This is a genomic window from Diaphorobacter sp. HDW4B, assembly GCF_011305535.1.
Classification (GTDB): domain Bacteria; phylum Pseudomonadota; class Gammaproteobacteria; order Burkholderiales; family Burkholderiaceae_C; genus Diaphorobacter_A.
Map to the genome: position 1 here is coordinate 3,176,115 of NZ_CP049905.1, position 20,803 is coordinate 3,196,917.

18 protein-coding genes are annotated in these 20,803 nt (G+C 62.6%); 15 read left to right on the forward strand and 3 right to left on the reverse strand.

The window, feature by feature from the left end; genetic code table 11:
- Nucleotides 1-3 precede the first annotated feature (3 nt).
- Nucleotides 4-684 carry a response regulator transcription factor gene (locus G7048_RS14535; RefSeq protein ID WP_166068825.1) on the reverse strand — a complete coding sequence of 227 codons (681 nt, stop codon included), beginning with the start codon at nt 682-684 and terminating at the stop codon, nt 4-6.
- A 147-nt stretch (nt 685-831) separates the two neighbouring features.
- Between G7048_RS14535 and G7048_RS14545 the strand changes: the two genes are divergently transcribed.
- Together G7048_RS14545 and G7048_RS14550 are read left to right on the forward strand one after the other, a co-directional pair.
- The gene (locus G7048_RS14545) at nt 832-1,962 is read left to right on the forward strand and encodes a hypothetical protein (RefSeq protein WP_205750277.1); all 1,131 of its coding nucleotides are present in this window, start codon (nt 832-834) and stop codon (nt 1,960-1,962) included.
- A gap of 132 nt (nt 1,963-2,094) precedes the next feature.
- Nucleotides 2,095-2,778: an HAD family phosphatase gene (locus G7048_RS14550; RefSeq protein WP_166068827.1), complete on the forward strand. Its 684-nt coding sequence runs from the start codon at nt 2,095-2,097 to the stop codon at nt 2,776-2,778.
- A gap of 36 nt (nt 2,779-2,814) precedes the next feature.
- Here the strand turns inward: G7048_RS14550 and G7048_RS14555 are convergent, their stop codons facing one another.
- Nucleotides 2,815-3,873 carry an AraC family transcriptional regulator gene (locus G7048_RS14555; RefSeq protein WP_240932987.1) on the reverse strand — a complete coding sequence of 353 codons (1,059 nt, stop codon included), beginning with the start codon at nt 3,871-3,873 and terminating at the stop codon, nt 2,815-2,817.
- A gap of 198 nt (nt 3,874-4,071) precedes the next feature.
- On the opposite strand from G7048_RS14555, the gene G7048_RS14560 reads away from it, so the two are divergent.
- Both G7048_RS14560 and G7048_RS14565 read left to right on the forward strand, forming a co-directional pair.
- On the forward strand, nt 4,072-5,745 hold the full coding sequence (locus tag G7048_RS14560; RefSeq protein WP_240933331.1) for an AMP-binding protein: 1,674 nt from the start codon (nt 4,072-4,074) through the stop codon (nt 5,743-5,745).
- Nucleotides 5,746-5,766: 21 nt separating this feature from the next.
- Complete coding sequence (locus G7048_RS14565; protein ID WP_166068829.1) at nt 5,767-6,744, forward strand: dienelactone hydrolase family protein; 978 nt, start codon at nt 5,767-5,769, stop codon at nt 6,742-6,744.
- A gap of 53 nt (nt 6,745-6,797) precedes the next feature.
- On the opposite strand, the gene G7048_RS14570 is transcribed toward G7048_RS14565, so the two are convergent.
- Nucleotides 6,798-8,522, reverse strand: a complete 1,725-nt coding sequence (locus tag G7048_RS14570; protein ID WP_166068830.1) for a Na+/H+ antiporter — start codon at nt 8,520-8,522, stop codon at nt 6,798-6,800.
- Nucleotides 8,523-8,611: 89 nt separating this feature from the next.
- On the opposite strand from G7048_RS14570, the gene G7048_RS14575 reads away from it, so the two are divergent.
- The 11 genes from G7048_RS14575 (at nt 8,612) to G7048_RS14625 (ending at nt 20,792) form a co-directional block, all read left to right on the forward strand.
- Nucleotides 8,612-10,219, forward strand: coding sequence for a carboxyl transferase domain-containing protein (locus G7048_RS14575; protein ID WP_166068832.1), 1,608 nt, complete (start codon nt 8,612-8,614; stop codon nt 10,217-10,219).
- A 25-nt stretch (nt 10,220-10,244) separates the two neighbouring features.
- Nucleotides 10,245-11,030 carry an enoyl-CoA hydratase/isomerase family protein gene (locus G7048_RS14580; RefSeq protein WP_166068833.1) on the forward strand — a complete coding sequence of 262 codons (786 nt, stop codon included), beginning with the start codon at nt 10,245-10,247 and terminating at the stop codon, nt 11,028-11,030.
- Nucleotides 11,031-11,059: 29 nt separating this feature from the next.
- Nucleotides 11,060-11,782 (forward strand): DUF4126 domain-containing protein, encoded by a 723-nt coding sequence (locus G7048_RS14585; RefSeq protein ID WP_166068834.1) that lies wholly within the window; start codon nt 11,060-11,062, stop codon nt 11,780-11,782.
- 2 nt (nt 11,783-11,784) lie between these two features.
- The gene (locus G7048_RS14590; RefSeq protein WP_166068835.1) at nt 11,785-13,797 is read left to right on the forward strand and encodes an acetyl/propionyl/methylcrotonyl-CoA carboxylase subunit alpha; all 2,013 of its coding nucleotides are present in this window, start codon (nt 11,785-11,787) and stop codon (nt 13,795-13,797) included.
- A 272-nt stretch (nt 13,798-14,069) separates the two neighbouring features.
- The gene (locus G7048_RS14595; protein WP_166068836.1) at nt 14,070-14,999 is read left to right on the forward strand and encodes a glyoxylate/hydroxypyruvate reductase A; all 930 of its coding nucleotides are present in this window, start codon (nt 14,070-14,072) and stop codon (nt 14,997-14,999) included.
- A 65-nt stretch (nt 15,000-15,064) separates the two neighbouring features.
- A complete protein-coding gene (locus G7048_RS14600) occupies nt 15,065-15,985 on the forward strand; it encodes a hydroxymethylglutaryl-CoA lyase (protein ID WP_166068837.1) in 921 nt (306 codons plus the stop codon).
- Between the two features lie 7 nt (nt 15,986-15,992).
- Nucleotides 15,993-16,499, forward strand: coding sequence for a YbaK/EbsC family protein (locus G7048_RS14605; protein WP_166068838.1), 507 nt, complete (start codon nt 15,993-15,995; stop codon nt 16,497-16,499).
- Nucleotides 16,496-16,786: a DUF1289 domain-containing protein gene (locus G7048_RS14610; RefSeq protein ID WP_166068839.1), complete on the forward strand. Its 291-nt coding sequence runs from the start codon at nt 16,496-16,498 to the stop codon at nt 16,784-16,786. Before G7048_RS14605 ends, G7048_RS14610 begins: the two co-directional genes overlap by 4 nt.
- Complete coding sequence (locus tag G7048_RS14615; protein WP_166068840.1) at nt 16,783-17,445, forward strand: 2-hydroxychromene-2-carboxylate isomerase; 663 nt, start codon at nt 16,783-16,785, stop codon at nt 17,443-17,445. Before G7048_RS14610 ends, G7048_RS14615 begins: the two co-directional genes overlap by 4 nt.
- A gap of 161 nt (nt 17,446-17,606) precedes the next feature.
- On the forward strand, nt 17,607-19,103 hold the full coding sequence (locus tag G7048_RS14620) for a hypothetical protein (protein ID WP_166068841.1): 1,497 nt from the start codon (nt 17,607-17,609) through the stop codon (nt 19,101-19,103).
- A gap of 30 nt (nt 19,104-19,133) precedes the next feature.
- A complete protein-coding gene (locus G7048_RS14625; RefSeq protein WP_166068842.1) occupies nt 19,134-20,792 on the forward strand; it encodes a hypothetical protein in 1,659 nt (552 codons plus the stop codon).
- Nucleotides 20,793-20,803: the final 11 nt, after the last annotated feature.

Sequence of the window (20,803 nt, forward strand, 5' to 3'; positions counted from 1 at the left end):
AGCTCAGTCGGATGAACCGGCCGGAAGCACCAGTTCCACACCCTGCATGCGCGTGATCAGTTCCACCCGGTTGGTGCAGCCGAGCTTTTGAAGAATCGCCGTGACATGCTCCTTCACGGTGTGTTCCGAGAGCGTCAGCGCTTGCGCGATCACCTTGTTGGGCTTGCCCTTGAGCACCAGATCGAGCACCTGCGTCTGTCGCTGCGTGAGCCCCAGATCGGTACCGCTCATGCGCAGTTGCACGGCTGCTGCGGCGCGCAGCGCGTCGGCCTTTTGCGGACCGCCATGCTCGACCCAAGGCGTGCCTGCAAGAACGGCTTGCACGGCGGATTGGAATTGATCCGGCGTGCAGCTCTTGTGGATCAGTCCCTGCGCGCCCGCAGATCGCACCTTGCCGGCCAGCGTGGGGTGGTTGTCGCCGCTCACCATCAGCACGCGCGTGTCGGGCGCGAGCGTGAGGATGTCGATGACGAAGCGCGTCGAGCCGCCATCTTCGAGCCAGAAATCCATGATGACGATGAGCGGTGCGCCCAGCGCTGCAATGGTCTGCAGGCCTTCGGCGGCGTTCACGACATGCCGCACCTCGTCCACGCCCGGCAGCAGCGCGAGCATCTGCCCGATTCCCTGCGCGACCATGGGATGGTCATCGATCACCAGTGCATAAGGGATGGGGCTGGGTGGCATGTGGGTTGGTGTTCAGATCAGGGCAGCGAGGCAAAACGTGGTAACAAATACCCCACCTTGGGAGGGTGTCGCCCAAAGGGGGTGAACGTGAGAATCCTTGAATCACGCCCGTCATCTCGATGGGCGCTTTCCAGAATGAGAGGATATATGAACTCGACGCTACTCAACCGCCGCACCGCCGCCCTGCTCATGCTGGCATCACTTTCCGCATGTGGCGGCGGTGGCGGTGGCAGCGATGATTCCGGCAGCACGGGTGGTGGCACCGGAACAGGTGGCGGTGGTACGGGCACGGGCGGCGGCACTGGCACGGGTGGTGGTGCGGGTGGCGGTACCGGTACGGGCGGTGGCACGACGGACCCGGGGACCGGAACAGGAACCGGAGGCGGCACTGGCGGCACGACCACGGTGACCGGCCAGTATCGTCTGGAGACCCCGGCCACCTCGTTTGCAAGCGCGCTGGCGACCGCCAACCAGCTTGGTGCGCAGGGCTATGCGTTCATCAGCACGCTGGCTGCGGGCGTGCTCAACAACGTCACCATGGGCGACTTCTACGTGACCGATACGGCGCACAAGAATGCGCGTCTCGACTACGTGGCCGATGCCGATGTGGGCTCGATCACGGCGCTGGTCGCGCAGGCCAATCAGCGTGGATCGCAGGGCTATCTGTACAAGTCGGGCGCGGTGTTTCCATCGAACCAGACCGACATCCGCAACCTCTACGTGCGCGATTCGTCGCTCAGCCAGACCTTCACCTACGAAGCCGTGCTCACCGACAACACCGCGACCAGCGCCAAGGTGCTGGGCGACGAACTCACGCGCATGGGTGGCCGTGGCTTCCGCTGGCTCGGCCCGATGATCATCGGCACGCAGATGTTCAACTTCTACTGCAAGGACAACGCGGGCACGACCTACGAATACTCGCTTGGCAGCATGAGCGGCCCGTATTCCGAGAAGAATGCAGCCGAACTGAAAAAGGCGCTGGACGCCAAGGGCGCGGAAGGCCGACTCACACGCGGTGCGCTGGTCATCGCCAATGGCGCGGGCGTGGCGGTGTGGGAAAAGTCGTCCAAGCAGAAGGGCGCAATCCAGTACCAGATCGAGTCCGACGTGAGCAGCGACACGCTGGCCAAGATGAAGGCGCGCCTGGACACCAACGCGGCCAAGGGCTTCTTTTTCCTGACGGGCGAATTCACCAGCGACAACGTGATGCACAACATTTCGGTGTCCAACGCGACCAACATGCTGCACCCATTGGCAGGTGGCGCGTTCCCAGGATGACCAAGATGATGGAGGGAGCGGAGAGGCAGGAAGGGGAACGGACTGCCGCATAATCAGAGCAGTTCTTCCCTTTTCTTCATGCAAAGGCGCTGACACATTCAGCGCCTTTGTTCTTTCCGTAGAGCGTTACCGATGACCGCGATGTTTGATGCTGTTCTGTTCGATTGTGATGGTGTGCTGGTGGACAGCGAATCCATCACCAACCGCGTGTTGCGCGACATGCTCAACGAAGCCGGTTGGCCGATCACGACCGAGGAATGCCTTGCCCAGTTCATCGGCAAGACGGTGCGCAGCCAGGCCGCGCAGATCGAGTTGCACACGGGCAAACCATTCACTGAAGAGTGGTTGCAGCAGTTCTATGTGCGCCGCAACGAGGCGCTGACGGCAGAGCTGGTGGCCATCGATGGCGCGCTGTCTGCCGTGAAAAGTGTGCACGAAAAAATGAAGGGCCGCATCGCCTGCGCATCCGGTGCGGACCGCGCCAAGGTGGAGATGCAGCTCGCCAAGGTGGGGCTTGCTCCGTTCTTTGAAGGCCGTGTTTTCAGCGGGCACGAAACGCCGCGCAGCAAGCCTTTTCCCGATGTCTATCTGGCCGCAGCCGCTGCGCTTGGTGCTGATCCGAAACGCTGTCTGGTGATCGAGGACACGCTGACCGGCGTGCAGGCCGGTGTGGCTGCGGGCGCGACGGTCTGGGCTTATTTCCCTTCGCATCAGGGCCATGCGGATGCGAGCGATCTGACCCGCGCGGGCGCCAGCCGCGTCTTCGACCACATGGGCGATCTGCCACGGTTGATGGCCGAATTTGGCGCGCGCTGATCGGCGCGCGGCATCTCCTCACTCACCTCACGTTCCTCACTCCGCAGCGTCCGCTGCCTTGCGCGAATGCTTGCGGTACTCGGCGGGTGAGTAGCCGGTCCACGCGCGAAACGCGCGTATGAAGCTCTTCTCGCCCGCAAAGCCCGCCGCCTGTGCGACTTGCTTGATGGGCCGGTCCGTGCGGTTGAGCAGCTCGATGGCCTTGTTGCGGCGCATCTCGTCTTTCAGCGTCTGCAGTGACGCGCCTTCTTCCTTGAGTTGCCGGTGCAGCGTGCGTGTGGAGACATGCAGCTCGTCGGCCAGCGTGCGCGCGCTGTGCATCACGTCGGGCGTGCTCGACAGAATCTGCCGCACGCGCTGCACCAGCAGGCGGTCGCGGCGGTACTTGCGCACCATGAGTGGCAGGGCGCGCTGCAGCATCTGCTGCATGGCGGCCTCGTCGCGCTTGAGGGGCAGGGCGAGGTAGCGCGAATCCAGTTCGACGGCAGCGTGCTGCGCGTCGAACGTGACCTTGCTGCTGAACAGCACGCGGTAGGCATCGGCATGCGGCGGTGCGGGAAAAGGAAACTGCGCGGACACCACCGGCAGGCGTGAATCGATGAACCAACTGGCCAGCCCAACGGCATTGCGCAGCACCGAGATCAGGCAGAACTCGCGCAGCGCGCCGAGCTCGCGGTGTTCGGTGATGGTGAGCACGCTGCGTTCGCCCTCGGCATGCAGATGCAGGCTGATGTCGTCCGCAATCAGGTGGTGGTGGCGGCACCAGCGGGCCAGCGCCAGGCCCAGCGTGGGCGCACTCAGCGAGGCGCGCGCCAGCATGCCGTAGCTGCCCCAGGGCAGGCGGCGGCTGAACCAGCCAAGGCTCTCGTCGTCCAGCTCGCGCATGGCGAAGCCGGAGAGCACTTCCATTTGCAGCGCCGTGATGCGTGCAGAATTATTTTTGATCTCTGCTGGCGCAATTTGTGCCGCCTCCAGCGCCTCTTGCGGGCTCATCCCACGCCGTTCGTAGGCGAGCAGAATAGCCCGCACAAAAGCCATGGGCGTGACGGCAGGGTGGGTGCTGTCCAGAGGGTGGGTGGGGACCAGATGGCGCATGGCTGGATTTTGCGTTGTGCTGGCACAAATTGCAACCATCTCGGCCTGATCATGGCTCCACATTGTCACGCGTCCGGCGTATGCTGTATGGCAAACGACGTGGGCAGGACTTGCCCATCATGCAGGAGACAAGAGCCAATGAATTCGCAGCCAGTGCCAGCACCAACGGGCCGTTTTGTTTCGAGCCAAGCCTCGGGCATGACCGACAAACCTTTGATCGAGCAGACGCTGGGCGATTTCTTTCGCGACATGGCCGCGCGCCATCCCGAGCGCGATGCGCTGATCAGCGCGCACCAGTCCCGGCGCTACACCTATTCCCAACTGCATGCCGAAGCGCGCAAGCTCGCCAGTGCGCTGCTGGGTCTGGGGCTGGTCAAGGGCGACCGCATCGGCATCTGGTCGCACAACAATGCCGAGTGGGTGCTGATGCAGTTCGCCACGGCGCAGGTCGGTCTGGTGCTGGTGAACATCAACCCGGCGTATCGCACGGCCGAGGTCGAATACGCGATCAACAAGGTCGGTTGCAAGGCCATCGTGACCATGCCGAGCTTCAAGACCAGCGACTATCTGGGCATGCTGCGCGAGCTGTCTCCGGAGATGGCCACGTCCCAGCCGGGTGAGCTGAATGCCGCGCGCATGCCGACGCTGCGCAGCGTGATCTGGATCGACGAAGCGGGCAAGGGTGACGAGCAGGCAGGCATGCTGCGCTTTTCCGAATTGCTCGCGCGTGGTGACACCAGCGATGCGCGCATCGACCCCATCGCCGCGACGCTCAAGAACACCGACCCGATCAACATCCAGTTCACCAGCGGCACGACGGGCTTTCCGAAGGGCGCGACGCTCACCCACCGCAACATCCTGAACAACGGCTTCTTCATCGGCGAGTGCATGCGCCTCACGCCTGAGGATCGTCTGTGCATTCCCGTGCCGCTGTACCACTGCTTCGGCATGGTGCTGGGCAATCTGGCCTGTGTCACGCATGGCGCGGCCATCGTGTATCCGAGCGATGGGTTCGATCCGCTCAAGGTGCTGGAAACCGTGCAGGCCGAGAAGTGCACGGGCCTGCATGGCGTGCCGACGATGTTCATCGCCGAGCTCGATCATCCGCGCTTTGCCGAGTTCGATCTGTCCACGCTGCGCACCGGCATCATGGCCGGATCGCCATGCCCCATCGAGGTGATGAAGCGCGTGGTCAAGGACATGAATCTGTCGGAAATCACCATCGCCTACGGCATGACCGAAACCAGCCCGGTGAGCTGCCAGAGCGACAGCGACTCGCCGCTCGAAAAGCGCGTTTCGACCGTCGGCAAGGTGCAGCCGCATCTGGACGTGAAGATCATCCACCCCGAGACCGGCGAAGTGCTGCCCGTGGGCCAGAGCGGCGAACTGTGCACGCGCGGCTACTCGGTGATGCTCGGCTACTGGGCCGACGATGTGAAGACGCGCGAAGCCATCGATGCCGACGGCTTCATGCACACGGGCGACCTGGCCACGATGGACGACGAGGGCTATGTGAACATCGTCGGTCGCATCAAGGACATGGTGATTCGCGGCGGCGAAAACATCTACCCGCGCGAGGTCGAGGAGTTTCTGTATCGCCATCCCAAGGTGCAGGACGTGCAGGTGGTGGGTGTGCCCGATCAGCGCTATGGCGAAGAGCTGTGCGCGTGGGTCATCACCAAGCCGAACGAGAAGCTCGTCGAAGAAGAAATCCGCGAGTTCTGCAAGGGCCAGATCGCGCACTACAAGGTGCCCAAGTACATCCGCTTCGTGACCTCGTTCCCGATGACCGTGACCGGCAAGATCCAGAAGTTCCGCATCCGTGATCAGATGAAGGACGAGCTGGGGCTGGAAGAAACCAAGTCGGCCTGATCCGAAAGAAGAAAAGCACACATGCACGTCGCCGCCCGCACTCGCCATGTTCTGCTGCCGCTGGCGGTTGGCATGCTGTGGTGCGCGCCAAGCTGGGCGAGCATGCAGGAGCGCGTGCTGCAGGTGCCTGTGACGACCACCAGCCCGCAGGGCAAGCAGGTCAAGGGCCAGATCGCCGTGACGGTGTATTCCGATCCGGCCAATCCCGTGCCTGCGCCGGTGCTGGTGCTGAACCATGGCCGTTCGCCGCAGGCCGAAGGCCGCAAGGAACTGCACCGTGCGCGCTTTGCCAAGCAGGCGCGTTTCTTCGTGAGCCGTGGATTTCTCGTGGCGGTGCCGACGCGTCTGGGCTACGGTCCCACGTTCGAAGATGACGCCGAGGACAGCGGCCCCTGCAAGTCCAAGCGATTCGCGCCCGCGATCAACTCGGCGGCCACGCAGATCACCACCGTGCTCGAAGCCGTGCGCCACCTGCGCAGCGACGCATCACCCGATCGCGCGGTGATCGTGGGTCAGTCGTTCGGCGGTGCGGCCTCGGTGGCTGCGGGTGCGAAGAATCCTGCGGGCGTACAGGCCGTCATCAACTTTGCAGGCGGTGCGGGCGGCAATCCGCGCACGCACACCACCAAGCCTTGCGATCCCGAGCAGATGGCGCAGGCCTATCGCGATTGGGGCAGCAAGACGCAGTTGCCGATGTTGTGGATCTACGCAAGCAACGACCAGTATTTCGGCGCGGAATGGCCGGTGAAATGGCATTCTGCGTTCGAGCAGGGCGGCGGTCGCGCGCAGTTCAAGCAGTTTCCCGCGTTCGGCAAGGACGGGCATGAGCTGTTCCGTGCGGGCACCAAGCAGTGGGAGCCGTTGGTGTCGCAGTTTCTCGATGAAGTGGGCTTTGCTTTGCCGAGCACTACCGGCATCACCAGCGTCACGAGCGCTCCAGTCGCTCCATCTTCTGCGCCTGCCGCACCCGCAGCGGCGACCGAAGAGGCGGCGCGATGAGCATGCCGGCTGCGACCGCGGGTCGCTCTTTCTGCGTGGACTTCAACGCGGCATCAATGTCCGGCTTTGGGCTTGTCCAGCCCAGCGGCGCGGCGTGCTGCGACGAGCCGCTTGCGCATCGAAACCTCCTGCAGATCGAGCTCGCTCACCACGGTGCGCAGCGTCTCGTCGTTGATCCGATGCTTGTGCCGTTCGGCGTAGACCGCATCGCGCTCTGCACGAATGCACTTCAGGCGCGTCTCGACCTCCAGCACGTAGCGGTGCTTGCGCTGGTGCACGATTTCGGGCGCTTCGCGCGAGGTTTCCAGACTGGTTGCCACGCCGCTGCCGTCGTCAAGCAACTGGATGCGGTTGCGGTATTCCTGCATCAGGTGGCCCATGACTTCCTGGTGCATTGCCACCCACTCGGGCGAGTGCTTTTCGATGTCCTCGTCGGACAGCGTGAGTTCGCCCATTGCGGCCATGCAACCCGCCTCGCGCGCCAGACGTTCTTCGCGCACGGTGGGCGGCTCGCCGGTCGGCGGCAGATGCCTGAGGATGATGGGCAGGGCCACGCTGCCCAGCACCAGCGTGAACAGAATCGTGCCGGTGGCCAGAAAGATCAGCATGCCGCGCGCGGGGAAGGGCTCGCCGTTGTTCAGCAAAATGGGCACGGACAGCGCACCGGCGAGCGTCACCGCGCCGCGAATGCCGGCGAAGGTGGTGGCCAGATTCAGCAATGCCGATGGGCGCTCGGCCATCTTGCCGGAATGGTGGGCGCGGCGCAGCGCACCATGCACGCCCAGCGTGATCCAGATCCAGCGCAGCAGCAGCAACGCACTCGAAATGGCGGCGACGTAGCCCACCAGAATCCACCATTCGTGACCAGCTTCATGCAGCGGCACGCCGATGATGGAGGGCAGTTGCAGGCCCAGCAGCAAAAAGATGGCACCGTTGAACGCGGCTTCGACCAGGCTCCAGGTGCCTTCGGTCTGCAGACGCTCGCTCACGTAGCTGCTGCGGTCGAGATCGCCGAAGTTGGTCGCGATGCCCGCAGCCACAGCGGCCAGAATGCCGGAGACGCCGATCTTTTCGCCCACGATGTAGGCGGCAAAGGGCAGCAGCACCAGCAGCAGCACCATCTGCGTGGCGGCCACATCGCCCAGACGGCGGGTGATGGAGCTGCGCGCGTAGCTGAATCCCCAGCCGAGCAGCGCGCCCACCGCCAGACCGCCAGCGGCCATCCAGATGAAGTCCTTGGCGACCGCGCCCCACGAGAGTGTGCCGGTCAGCGTCGCGGCAATCGCGAATTTCAGCGCCACCAGGCCGGACGCGTCATTGAGCAGCGACTCGCCTTCGAGGATGTGCATGGTCTTGTCGGGCATGCCCAGATTGCGCGTGATGGCGGAGACGGCGACCGCATCGGTGGGCGAGACCACGGCGGCCAGCGCGAAGGCGACGGGCAGCGGAATCTCGGGAATCATCCAGTTGATGAGATAGCCCAGACCGAATACCGTGAACACCACCAGACCGAAGGCCAGCAGCAGGATGGGGCGGGCCAGAGAAAAGAACTCGCGCTTGGGAATGCGCCAGCCGTCGGCAAACAGCAGCGGCGGAATGAACAGCAGCATGAACAGTTCGGGGTCGAAGGCGATGTGCAGTCCGGCTTGTGGCCAGGCGATGGCTGCGCCGAGCGCAATTTGAATCAGTGGAAGCGGAATGGCGCGGATGTAGCGGGCAACAATGCCCGTCAGCGCGCCAAGCATCAGGACAAGCAGGACGGTTTCGACGGTGTGCATATGGCATTTTCGATCCATATGGGCCCGGACTTCTGTCAGATATTGAAATAAACCAAGCGCCCGAATAGGGATAAGTGGAGAACTGAACGATGAGCATTCTTGGAACGCAACTCAATGCGCGGTCGGCTGACTTTCAGGCCAACGCGCAAGCCATGCAGGCCGTGGTCGATGATCTGCGCGCACAGACCGAGCGCGTGGCGCAGGGCGGCGGCGAGGCAGCGCGTGCCAAGCACGTCGCTCGCGGCAAGCTGCTGCCGCGCGAGCGCGTGCAGCGTCTGCTCGATCCGGGCACGCCGTTTCTGGAGCTCTCGCCGTTGGCTGCGCTCAACATGTACAACAACGACGCGCCCGGCGCGGGCGTGATCACCGGCATTGGCCGCGTCAACGGCGTGGACTGCATGGTCGTCTGCAACGACGCCACGGTGAAGGGCGGCACCTACTACCCGATGACGGTGAAGAAGCACCTGCGCGCGCAGGAAGTGGCGCAGCAGAACCGCCTGCCCTGCATCTATCTGGTGGACTCGGGCGGCGCGAACCTGCCCAACCAGGACGACGTGTTCCCCGACCGCGAACACTTCGGTCGCATCTTCTTCAACCAGGCCAACATGAGTGCACAAGGCATCTCGCAGGTGGCCGTGGTGATGGGTTCGTGCACGGCCGGTGGCGCGTATGTTCCGGCGATGAGCGATGAGTCCATTATCGTGAAGAATCAGGGCACGATTTTCCTTGGCGGCCCTCCGCTCGTGAAGGCGGCGACCGGCGAAGTGGTGAGCGCCGAAGATCTGGGCGGTGGTGACGTGCACACGCGTCTTTCGGGCGTGTCCGACTACCTGGCCGAGAACGACCTGCACGCGCTGGCGCTGGCCCGCCAGATCGCAGGCAATCTGAACCACGGCAAGGAAACCAACGCCAACGACCACGCACCGCGCGCGCCGCTGTACGAAGCGAAAGAGCTGTATGGCGTGATTCCCACCGACACGCGCAAGCCCTTCGACGTGCGCGAGATCATCGCCCGCGTGGTCGATGGCAGCGAGTTCGACGAGTTCAAGGCGCGCTTCGGCAGCACGTTGGTCTGCGGCTTTGCGCGCATCGAAGGCATGCAGGTCGGCATCATCGCCAACAACGGCATTCTGTTCAGCGAGTCGGCAGTGAAGGGCGCACACTTCATCGAGCTGTGCTGCCAGCGCAAGATTCCACTGGTGTTCCTGCAGAACATCACCGGCTTCATGGTCGGCCGCAAGTACGAGAACGAAGGCATTGCACGCCACGGCGCCAAGCTGGTGACGGCGGTGGCGACGGCCAGCGTGCCGAAGTTCACCATCATCATCGGCGGCAGCTTCGGCGCGGGCAACTACGGCATGTGCGGCCGTGCGTACTCGCCGCGCTTCCTGTGGATGTGGCCGAACGCGCGCATCAGCGTGATGGGCGGCGAGCAGGCAGCGAGCGTGCTGGCGACCGTCAAGCGCGACGGCATCGAGTCCAAGGGCGGCGCATGGAGCGCAGACGAGGAAGAAGCCTTCAAGGCACCGATCCGCAAGCAATACGAAGAGCAGGGCCACCCGTACTACGCATCGGCGCGCCTGTGGGACGACGGCATCATCGATCCCGCCGACACCCGCCGCATGCTGGCGCTGGGCCTGTCCGCGACGCGCAATGCGCCGATCGAGGACACCCAATTCGGCGTGTTCCGCATGTGATCTACACCAAACGGAGACAACCAAGATGAGCCAAGCATTGACTCTGATTGTGGAAGGCGCGGTCGCGACGATCACGCTCACGCAGCCTGAAATCCGCAACGCGTTCAGCGACGAAGTGATCGCCGAGATCACGCAGGCCTTCCGCACCGCAGGCGAGCGCCCCGACGTGCGCGCCATCGTGCTCGCTGCCGAAGGCCCGGCCTTCTGCGCGGGTGCGAACCTCAACTGGATGCGCCGCATGGCGGACTACACGCGCGAGGAAAACGTGCAGGACGCGGGCATGCTCGCCGAGATGCTGCGCGTGATCTACGAATGCCCCAAGCCCACCATCGCGCGCGTGCAGGGCGATGTGTATGCGGGCGGCGTGGGGCTGGTGGCGTGCTGCGACATCGCGGTGTCCGCCGACCATGTGAACTACTGCCTGAGCGAGACCAAGATCGGCCTGATCCCGGCGACCATCAGCCCGTACGTGATCCGCGCGATGGGTGCGCGTGCGGCGCATCGCTACTTCCTCACGGCCGAGCGTTTCAACGCCGCAGAGGCGCTGCGCATCGGTTTCGTGCACGAGGTGGTGCATGCCGACGAACTGGACGCCAAGGTCGACACCATCCTGAAAAACCTGCTGTCTGCAAGCCCGAACGCGGTGCGCGCGGCCAAGAAGCTGGTGCAGGACGTGGCCGAGCGTGAGATCAACGCGCAGCTCATAGCGCAGACGGTGGAAGGCATTGCCGACATCCGCGCGAGCGAAGAGGGCCGCGAAGGTGTGCAGGCGTTCCTTGCCAAGCGCAAGCCTTCGTGGTTGCCGGGCTGATCTGACACTGCCAAAAAGAAGACCCGCATATGGACGCAATCTGGCTGCAAATCGTGCAATGGCTGCATTCGGTCGGCATGCACGTGGACGCCAACACGGTGCGTGACGTGACCGAAGGGGCCAAGCATGTGACCGAAAAGCTCGACATGCCCAGCATGATCGCGCTGGCGGCGGCGCTTGGTTGGGCGAGCGGGTTCCGTCTTTATGCGGTCGTGTTTCTGGTGGGCGCGATCGGCGCTGCGGGCTGGTTTCCGCTGCCTTCGGGGCTGTCTGTTCTGCAGAACCCCGTGGTGCTGGCGGTGAGCGGTTTCATGCTGCTGGTGGAGTTCTTCGCCGACAAGATTCCGTGGTTCGACAGCCTGTGGGATTCGATCAACGCCTTCATCCGCGTGCCTGCGGGCGCGGCGTTGGCGGCGGGCGTCTTCGGTGCCGACAACGCATCGATGGCCGTCGCGGCGGGGCTGCTTGGCGGCACGCTGTCGGCGACTTCGCTGGCCACCAAAATGACCACGCGCGCCGCCGCCAACACATCGCCCGAGCCGTTCTCCAACTGGGGGCTGTCGTTTCTCGAAGATGGTCTGGTCGTGGGCACCGTGTGGCTTGCGACCCAGCATCCGATCGCGTTTGGTTTTGCACTGGTGTTCGCGCTCATCCTGTCGGTGATCGTGCTCATCGTGCTGTTCAAGTTTCTGCGCGCCGTCTGGCGTCGCATCTCTGGTTTGTTTTCCGATTCCGAGAGGAAGGTGGTTTGAGTATGTTCAACAAGATCCTGATTGCCAATCGTGGTGAGATCGCTTGCCGTGTCGCAGCTACTGCTCGCCGCATGGGTGTGAAGACCGTGGCCGTGTATTCCGATGCGGATGCCAACGCCAAGCATGTGGCGTCGTGCGACGAGTCCGTGCACATCGGCGGCAGCGCGCCCAAGGACAGCTATCTGCGCTGGGAGCGCATCATCGAAGCGGCCAAGGCCACGGGTGCGCAGGCCGTGCATCCGGGCTACGGCTTTCTGTCGGAAAACGAAGAGTTCGCCCAGGCCTGCGCCAACGCCGGTCTGGTCTTCATCGGCCCGCCACCTTCCGCGATTCAGGCCATGGGCCTGAAGGCCGAATCCAAGCAACTCATGGAAAAGGCCGGCGTGCCGCTGGTGCCCGGATACCACGGTGCCGATCAGGACCCCGCACTGCTGCAGCGCGAAGTGGACCGCATCGGCTATCCCGTGCTCATCAAGGCCAGCGCGGGCGGCGGTGGCAAGGGCATGCGCGCGGTCGATTCCGCTGCCGGTTTTGCCGACGCACTCGCATCGTGCAAGCGCGAAGCCATCAACAGCTTTGGCGATGACGCGGTGCTGATCGAGAAGTATGTGCAGCGTCCGCGTCACATCGAAATCCAGGTGTTCGGCGACACGCACGGCAACTATGTCTACCTGTTCGAGCGCGACTGCTCGGTGCAGCGTCGCCACCAGAAGGTGCTGGAAGAAGCGCCTGCACCCGGCATGACGGAAGCCATGCGAAAGCAGATGGGCGATGCCGCCGTGGCCGCAGCGCGCGCCGTGAACTACGTGGGCGCGGGCACGGTGGAATTCATCGTCGAGCAGCGCGAAGGCGGCGAAATGAACTTCTTCTTCATGGAGATGAACACCCGTCTGCAGGTCGAGCATCCGGTCACCGAAGCCATCACCGGCGAAGACCTGGTGGAGTGGCAACTGCGCGTGGCCAGCGGCGAAAAGCTGCCCAAGCAGCAGAGCGAACTCAAGATCATCGGCCACGCCATCGAAGCGCGCATCTGCGCCGAGAATCCGGACAACAACTTCCTGCCCGCGACCGGCTCGCTCAACGTCTACCGCAAGCCGCCCTGCGTGAGCTTCGAGCGCGGCGATGTGCGCATCGACGATGGCGTGCGCGAAGGCGATGCGATCAGCCCGTTCTACGACTCGATGATCGCCAAGCTCATCGTGCACGGCGACAACCGAGAGCAAGCCCTTGCGCGCCTCGACGCCGCACTCGCGCAAACGCACATCGTGGGCCTGAATACCAACGTGCAGTTCCTGCGTCTGGTCGCTCGCAGCAATTCGTTTGCCAACGCCAACCTCGACACCGCACTCATCCCGCGCGAAGAGGCCGTGCTGTTCAAACAGGAAACCGTGGGCATTCCGCTGGCCGTGGCCGCCGTGGTGTCCAACGTGCTGCTGAACGAAACCGACGCACAAACCGCCGACCCCTTCAGCCACCGCGACGGCTGGCGTTCGCTCGGCGTGCTGCAGCGTCCCTTCGACTTCGACTATGCGGGCCGCCCGGTCACCGCATCGCTGTCGTATCTGGCAGCAGGTCAGTACGTGCTGAACGTGCAGGACGGCGACCAGCAACTCGCCACCGCCCCGCTGCGCTTCGAGCGCCGCGCCGACGGCGTGCTGAACCTCCAACTCGGCGAAAAGCGTGCCCGCTCGCGGGTCTACATGCAGGGCGACACAGCCCACGTGTTCACGCCAGCAGGGGCGACCCGCATCGACGTGGTCGACCCACTTGCACACGCAGGCGACGCCCACACCGAAGGCGGTCGCCTCACAGCGCCGATGCCCGGCAAGGTCGTCTCGTTCGCAGTGAAGGCCGGGGACAAGGTCAGCAAGGGCCAGGCCCTCGCCGTGATGGAAGCGATGAAGATGGAACACACCATCGCCGCCCCGGCTGATGGCGTGGTGGCAGAGCTGCTCTACACCCCAGGCGACCAGGTCACCGAAGGCGCAGAACTCCTCAAGCTCACAGCAGCCTAAGCAGGCAAAAAGGGAATCTCGCGAAATCGCGAGATTCCCAGCACGAGCGCAGCAAAGTGCCGTAAGCACCTCTTTCAAACTGACTTCCGGCGGTTGTCCGAGCGGAGCGCGAAGCGCGCAGCGAGTTCTGCCGGCGGTATTTGAAAGCGCTTTTTGGTGACTTTTTGGCGCAAGCAAAAAGTTACTGCCCCGCCGGGGGCAGTCCCGGCCTCCCCCTTAAACCAATAAGCAGAAGAAAAAACGACCATCCAAAACCAGTTACCCTCGAAGCCATGAGGATCACGTTCCACTTCAAGAATTCCCCCACAGACCTGTGGCTCAAAGACCTGCGCGCAGCCCTGCCCGAAGCGGACATAAGCGAGTGGCACCCCGGCGCAGAACAGGCAGACTACGCCATCGTCTGGCAACCCCCCCAGCAACTTCTGGATGAGCAGGGTGCACAACTCAAAGCCATCTTCAACCTCGGCGCAGGCGTGGACGCACTGCTCAAACTGCAGTGGCCCAATCACCTGCCACTGGTCCGCATAGACGACGGCGGCATGGCAGTGCAAATGGCCGAATACGTAAGCCACGCCCTGATCCGCCATTTCCGCGAACTCGATGTCTACGAATCACAGCAGCGCGTAGCAGGCGAGTGGAAGCCGCACCGCACCAAGCTGCGCAGCGATTTCCCCGTAGGCGTGATGGGCCTTGGCGTGCTTGGCGAACGCGTGGCGCGCACGGTCGCGCAGTTTGATTTTCCGGTCAACGGCTGGAGCCGTTCGCCCAAGCAGATCGACGGCGTGCAGTGCTTTCACGGCGAAGCTCAGGGCTTCAAAAACTTTCTCGCCGCCACGCGCGTGCTGGTCAACCTGCTGCCGCTCACGCCCGATACCGCCAACATCATCAACAGCGAAACGCTGTCGCAACTGCAGCCGGGTGCCTATGTGATCAACGTGGCGCGCGGCGCGCATCTGGTCGAAGAAGACCTGCTCGCACAGATAGCACGCGGCCATGTGGCGGGTGCGACGCTCGACGTGTTCCGCACCGAGCCGCTGCCGCCCGAGCACGCTTTCTGGAAACATCCGAAAATCACCATCACACCGCATTCTTCCGCCAACACCATGCGCGAGGAAAGCGTCGCGCAGATCGCGCGCAAGCTCATGGCGTTCGACCAGGGTGAAAAAGTCGCGGGGCTGGTCGACATGTCGCGCGGCTACTGAGCAAACCAGCCCAAAAGCAAACAATCAAGCAAACGACGAAACGAACGTACGAAGGAACACACATCATGGCCCTGTCATCTCTTATCCCCAGCCGCGTGAAACTCATCGACGTGGGCCCGCGTGATGGCCTGCAGAACGAGAAAACGCCCGTTCCCGCAGAAGTGAAAATCGAGCTTGTGCATCGCCTGCAGGACGCGGGCCTGAAGGAAATCGAAGTCACCAGCTACGTCAGTCCCAAGTGGGTGCCGCAGATGGGCGACAACGTCGAAGTGATGGCGGGCATTTCGCGCCAGCCGGGCGTGCTGTATTCGGTGCTCACGCCCAACATGAAGGGCTTTGAATCGTCCGTCGCATCCAAGCCCGACGAGATCGTCGTGTTCGGCGCGGCGAGCGAAGCCTTCAGCCAGAAGAACATCAACTGCTCCATCGCCGAAAGCATCGAGCGCTTTGCGCCCGTTGTCGAAGCCGCGCTGGCCGCTGGCATCAAGGTGCGCGGCGCGATGAGCTGCACCGTGGGCTGCCCTTACGAAGGCGAGATCGCTCCCGAAAAGGTGGGCGAGCTTGCGCGCCTGATGAAGAACATCGGCGTGCAGCGCGTGGACGTGGCCGACACCATCGGCGTGGGCACGCCGCGCAAGGTGCAGGCCGCCATCGAAGCAACGCTCAAGCATTTCGACATCGACAACATCTCCGGCCATTTCCACGACACCTACGGACAGGCGCTCTCCAACACGCTGGCCGCGCTGGAACTGGGCGTGTGGAATTACCAGTCGTCCGTCGCGGGTCTGGGTGGCTGCCCATATGCGAAGGGCGCGACCGGCAACGTCTCGACCGAAGATGTGGTCTACCTGCTGCAAGGCATGGGCATCGACACCGGCATCGATCTCGACAAGCTGGTCGATGCAGGCAAGTTCATCAGCGATTATCTCGGCCGCAAGCCGAACTCGCGCGTGGCGACCGCCATCATCAACAAGCGCGCAGGCTGATCGCATCATGTGTGGATCCGAACTCCATGCCTTGCCCGACGGCGTGCGCCGCGTGGCCGAAGAGCTGCAGGCCAAGGGTCATGCGCACGCGCCGGTCATGCTCGACAACTCCGCGCGCACCGCGCAGGAAGCAGCCGATGCGCTTGGCATCACCGTCGGGCAGATCGCCAAGAGCATCATCTTTCGCCGCAAGATCGACGATGTGGCGGTGCTGGTGATCACGTCGGGTGACCGCCGCGTCGATGAGAAAAAAGTCGATGCGCTCGTCGGCAAAACAGGCCGCGCAGATGCCGAATTCGTGAAGGCCCAAACCGGCTTCACGATTGGCGGCGTGTCGCCCGTCGCGCATGCGAACAAGCCGGTCACGCTGATCGACAGAGATTTGTTCCGCTTCGATGTGATCTGGGCTGCTGCGGGTCATCCGAACGGCGTGTTCCAGCTCGCTCCGCAAGATTTGGAAAAACTCACCGGTGCGCCGGTGGCTGATGTGGTGAAAGAGATCGAGAAGGCATGAGCGACACCAACAACCAGGCGACGCAAGTCGTGGACAACCTGCTGCTCGAAGCGCGCTCGCTCGATGTGGCCGAACTCGGCCATTTTGCGGACACGTATGACGGCGTCGTCGATTCGCCTTGCGTGAACGTCTGCCGCATGACCGCTGACCGCAGTCATTGCCAGGGTTGCTTTCGCACCATCGAGGAAATCCGCCAATGGTCCAAGGCCGACGCCGCCACGCGCCGCACGATCTGGTTTGCAGCGCTTGCACGCGCGGGCATCGAACAACCGAAGGCAATCGCATGAGCACGACCGCGACGACCACGACCACGAAGCAGATCACCTGCTGGCTTGATTTCGTCTCGCCCTACGCGTGGCTCGCGTTCGAGCAGGCACCGCGCACGTTGGAAGGATTGAGCTACCAGTTGCGCTACAAGCCCGTGCTGCTCGGCGCATTGCTCAAGCAACATGCCAACCCCGGACCGGCCGGCATCGTGCCCAAGCGTGAATGGACATACCGCCACGCGACATGGCTTGGTCACGCGCAAGGTTGCGGTCTGCAGATGCCCGCGCAGCATCCGTTCAATCCACTGCCGCTGCTGCGCCTTGCGCTGTCGTGCAGCGACGATGGCTGCATCAACCGCTTCACCGCCGATGCGATCTTTCGCCATGTGTGGCTGGGTGGCGCAGATGCCGTGGACCCCGCGCGCATCGCCGCGTTGAAGGACACCTTGCGCGAACAGATCCGCCCGGACGCAGACGATCAGGCCAAGGCCTTTCTGCGCGCGAACACCGACGAAGCCAACGCGCTTGGCGTGTTCGGCGTGCCGATGTTCGAGGTCGACGGCAAGATGTTCTGGGGCCAGGACAGCCTGCCCATGCTGCGTGCGTATCTGGATGGCGATGCGTGGTTCGACACTGGCGCCTGGGATGGCATCGCGCAGGTGAAATCCGGCTTGGGTTGAAGTGCACACGCTGCCGTAGCGATTGTTGACGGAGTCCCGGCAGTTGGTTTGCAGTTGTCTGATGTACAGGACTGCAACTTCATTGAATCCTCTTGAAAATTTTGAAAGCGGTGGCTCTCATGGCACACCGCTTTCAAAACCAATACGAGGGAGGATTCACCATGAAGAGAAAGCATATTTTCCGTGCGCTGGCCGTTGCTGCGGCCTGTGTTCTGAGCTTGAACGCGCAGGCCGTCACCAAACTGGAAGGCGCAACCGCCAACACCTTGCAGGTCAGCGAATCGGGGGCAGGGCACTTTCTGATCGTGCCGTACTTCACCACGCAAAGCGGCAACGCGCTGCTGCTCTCGCTGATCAACATGGACGAGGTCAACGGCAAGGCCGTGAAACTGCGCTTTCGCAGCGCGCGCAATGCGGACACGCTGTTCGACTTCCAGGTGTTTCTCGCGCCGGGCGACATGTGGACTGGCAATGTGAGTCAGAACGGCAACGGGCTGTCGTATCTCACTACGTCGGATGCGAGTTGCTCCAAGCCTGGCAGAGCGTCGATCAACGCTACACCATTCAAGACCGGGCGACTCAATCCCAAGGCAAGCGCAGCGGCGCGTGCCGATGAAACGCGCGAAGGCTACATCGAGATCGTGACGATGGCCGACATTCCGCCGAGCAGCAGCGGGCTGTTTCCATTGATCACGCTGGAGAATGAAATTCCCGGCTGCGAGTTCGCAACAAGCAGCGCCCTGTGGTCCGCGCTGGATGTGAACAAGACCGGTCTGGCGGACTATGCCGCCATGGGCATGCAGCCCCCAAGCACCGGACTCACGGCTAACTGGACCATCATGAATGTGCCCAAGGCCTTGTCGTGGAGTGGCGCAGCGTTTGCACTGGAAGCGCGGCGGGATGGTCGCGCAGCGCGGGGCAATCTCGCGTACTTCCCGCAAAGCACATCGATTTTGAGTAATGTCGGCACTTACACGGCGGACCCGCTGTTCGCTGCTTCGTCCCTGCGTCTGGTCGGGAGGATGAATGATCTGCCAGACATTTCAACGCCGTATGTGGCGGGTGTGAGCAACCCTTCGCAACAGGCCAAGGCGTTGACCAGTCTTCTGGAAGTGCCGACGGTGTCCAACGAGTTCTGGACGGATGCTGGAATCGCAGCCGAGACCGAATGGCTGTTCTCCATGCCAACCAGACGCTTCATTGTGGGCATCGACTATTCGGCAGAAGGAATGCTGGATCCGGTGGTCAATTCCGCACTCGGAGCGACGGAAGACTCGAGCTGGATATCCATGCCGTCGGATTGGACGGCGTGCCTTGATGAGCCAAGCCGCACGGTAAGGGACAGAAGCGGGGTGAGACCCGACAGTGTCGAGACACAGGAGATTCGCATCAATTTCCTGTGTGGAGCGACAACGCTGTACCCCGTGCGAAGTCATCCGGATACCGACGGCGGAGTTCTCTCGTCCAGTTCAGCCCCCGGAAATGTGCGCACCGTTGATGTCACCAATGGTTGGATGTCTCTTCGTCATGGTGGCTGGACTGGCAACGGCATGCCCGTCATTGGCCAAGCCTTCGTTCGCGCCTTCAATCCCAACGTGGCCCCCGGCACGGCTGGCAACTTCAGTGTGACCTGGCCGCATCGGCTTCTCAAGAACTGAAGTACTTGAAGTCCATGCGTTGCATTGCACTTGCCTGACGAAGACGCGATTGTTGACGTATTCGCGGGTTCCTTATCGAAGTCCTCTGATGTGAGTGAGTGTGAACGATCGATTTTCTTTCGACACTTTGTATGTGGATTGTCCATTCAGCAATTCATATGCAAACCAATACGAGGGAGGATTCATCATGATGAGAACGACGATATGTGCGCTGGCCGTTGCCTTGGCGTGTGCTGTGAGTTTCAACGCGCAGGCGGTGGTCAAGTTGGAGGGTGCCACCGCCAATACATTGCAGGTCAGCGAATCGGGCGCGGGGCATTTTCTGATCGTGCCGTACTTCACCACGCAAAGTGGCAACGCGCTCCGCTGTCACTGATCAACATGGACGAGTTCAACGGCAAGGCGGTCAAACTGCGCTTTCGCAGCGCGCGCAACGCGGACACGCTGTACGACTTTCAGGTGTTTCTCGCGCCGGGCGACATGTGGACGGCCAATGTGAGTCAGAACGGCGCAGGACTGTCGTTTCTCACGACAGCGGATGCGAGTTGCACCAAACCCGCGAAGTCGGTGATCAATGCCACGCCATTTCAGACTGAGCGACTTGATCCGAGCATCACGGCGGCGGAGCGTGCGGGGGAGACGAGGGAAGGCTATATCGAGATCGTTACGATGGCGGATATTCCGCCGAGTGCGAGTGGCCTGTTCCCGTTGATCGACCTGAATGATGGCGTGGCACGCTGTTCCAACCTGACGAGCAATACGGCTTGGACGGCGCTGGATGTCAACAAGGCTGGGTTGTCCGATTACGCAACGTTGGGCATGCAGCCACCGTCCAGCGGCTTGACGGCCAACTGGACGATCATCAACGTGCCCAAGGCCTTGTCATGGAGCGGATCGGCGCTGGCTTTGGAGGCGCAGCGTGACGGGAAGGCCGCACGGGGGAATCTGGCGTATTTTCCGCAGATCATGACGACGGCTTCCGCTGCGCAAAACTACTCGGCAGATCCGCTGTACGCAGGCGCGAATCCGCCGTTGGCTGCTCGCATGAGTGACTTTCCGGACATCTCGACGCCGTACGTTGCTGGTGTGGGCACTGCGAATCAACAGGCCAAAGCGTTGAAGGAATTGTTGGCAGTGACTTCCGTTTCGAACGAGTTCTGGACGGACAAGGGAATTGCGGCGGAGACGGACTGGTTGTTCAGCATGCCGACCAAGCGCTATGCGATGGCCGTCAACTACAAGGCACCTGCGGCGTCGAAATTGGTGCTCAACACCGAGGTCGATCCGGACGCCCTGACGATGGACAATTTCCTCAATTCGATGGATGGATACTGCGTCACCGACTTGGCTCTCAACGCATATGACAGAGAGTCGAGAGCTTACTCGGTCATTCAAGTCATTGCGGCGCAATCGAACAAGCCTATGCACGTATGCAGTGCAGTCAGTTTGCTGAACATGAGTGAGTTCATTGAAAAGTTGGTTCCATTGACTTTGTTGGCCTCACCGCCTGTGCTCGCCAATGGTTGGATGAAGCTTCACGCGAATGGCGCGAATGGCGCGAATGGCGCGCAGGGCAAGGGGCGTCCCATCATTGGCCACGCATTCGTCCGAGCCTTCAATCCCAACGTGGCCCCTGGCACGGCTGGCAACTTCAGCGTGACCTGGCCGCATCGCCTTCTCAAGAACTGAAGTTCGTTTGT

What these genes read in the sequence shown, in the direction of transcription:
- G7048_RS14620 (WP_166068841.1), top strand. Translation starts at nt 17,607, where the DNA reads ATGAAGAGAAAGCATATTTTCCGTGCGCTGGCCGTTGCTGCGGCCTGT.
- G7048_RS14585 (WP_166068834.1), top strand. Translation starts at nt 11,060, where the DNA reads ATGGACGCAATCTGGCTGCAAATCGTGCAATGGCTGCATTCGGTCGGC.
- G7048_RS14565 (WP_166068829.1), top strand. Translation starts at nt 5,767, where the DNA reads ATGCACGTCGCCGCCCGCACTCGCCATGTTCTGCTGCCGCTGGCGGTT.
- G7048_RS14580 (WP_166068833.1), top strand. Translation starts at nt 10,245, where the DNA reads ATGAGCCAAGCATTGACTCTGATTGTGGAAGGCGCGGTCGCGACGATC.
- G7048_RS14615 (WP_166068840.1), top strand. Translation starts at nt 16,783, where the DNA reads ATGAGCACGACCGCGACGACCACGACCACGAAGCAGATCACCTGCTGG.
- G7048_RS14590 (WP_166068835.1), top strand. Translation starts at nt 11,785, where the DNA reads ATGTTCAACAAGATCCTGATTGCCAATCGTGGTGAGATCGCTTGCCGT.
- G7048_RS14535 (WP_166068825.1), bottom strand. Translation starts at nt 684, where the DNA reads ATGCCACCCAGCCCCATCCCTTATGCACTGGTGATCGATGACCATCCC.
- G7048_RS14605 (WP_166068838.1), top strand. Translation starts at nt 15,993, where the DNA reads ATGTGTGGATCCGAACTCCATGCCTTGCCCGACGGCGTGCGCCGCGTG.
- G7048_RS14595 (WP_166068836.1), top strand. Translation starts at nt 14,070, where the DNA reads ATGAGGATCACGTTCCACTTCAAGAATTCCCCCACAGACCTGTGGCTC.
- G7048_RS14545 (WP_205750277.1), top strand. Translation starts at nt 832, where the DNA reads ATGAACTCGACGCTACTCAACCGCCGCACCGCCGCCCTGCTCATGCTG.
- G7048_RS14550 (WP_166068827.1), top strand. Translation starts at nt 2,095, where the DNA reads ATGACCGCGATGTTTGATGCTGTTCTGTTCGATTGTGATGGTGTGCTG.
- G7048_RS14570 (WP_166068830.1), bottom strand. Translation starts at nt 8,522, where the DNA reads ATGCACACCGTCGAAACCGTCCTGCTTGTCCTGATGCTTGGCGCGCTG.
- G7048_RS14610 (WP_166068839.1), top strand. Translation starts at nt 16,496, where the DNA reads ATGAGCGACACCAACAACCAGGCGACGCAAGTCGTGGACAACCTGCTG.
- G7048_RS14560 (WP_240933331.1), top strand. Translation starts at nt 4,072, where the DNA reads ATGACCGACAAACCTTTGATCGAGCAGACGCTGGGCGATTTCTTTCGC.
- G7048_RS14575 (WP_166068832.1), top strand. Translation starts at nt 8,612, where the DNA reads ATGAGCATTCTTGGAACGCAACTCAATGCGCGGTCGGCTGACTTTCAG.
- G7048_RS14600 (WP_166068837.1), top strand. Translation starts at nt 15,065, where the DNA reads ATGGCCCTGTCATCTCTTATCCCCAGCCGCGTGAAACTCATCGACGTG.
- G7048_RS14555 (WP_240932987.1), bottom strand. Translation starts at nt 3,873, where the DNA reads ATGCGCCATCTGGTCCCCACCCACCCTCTGGACAGCACCCACCCTGCC.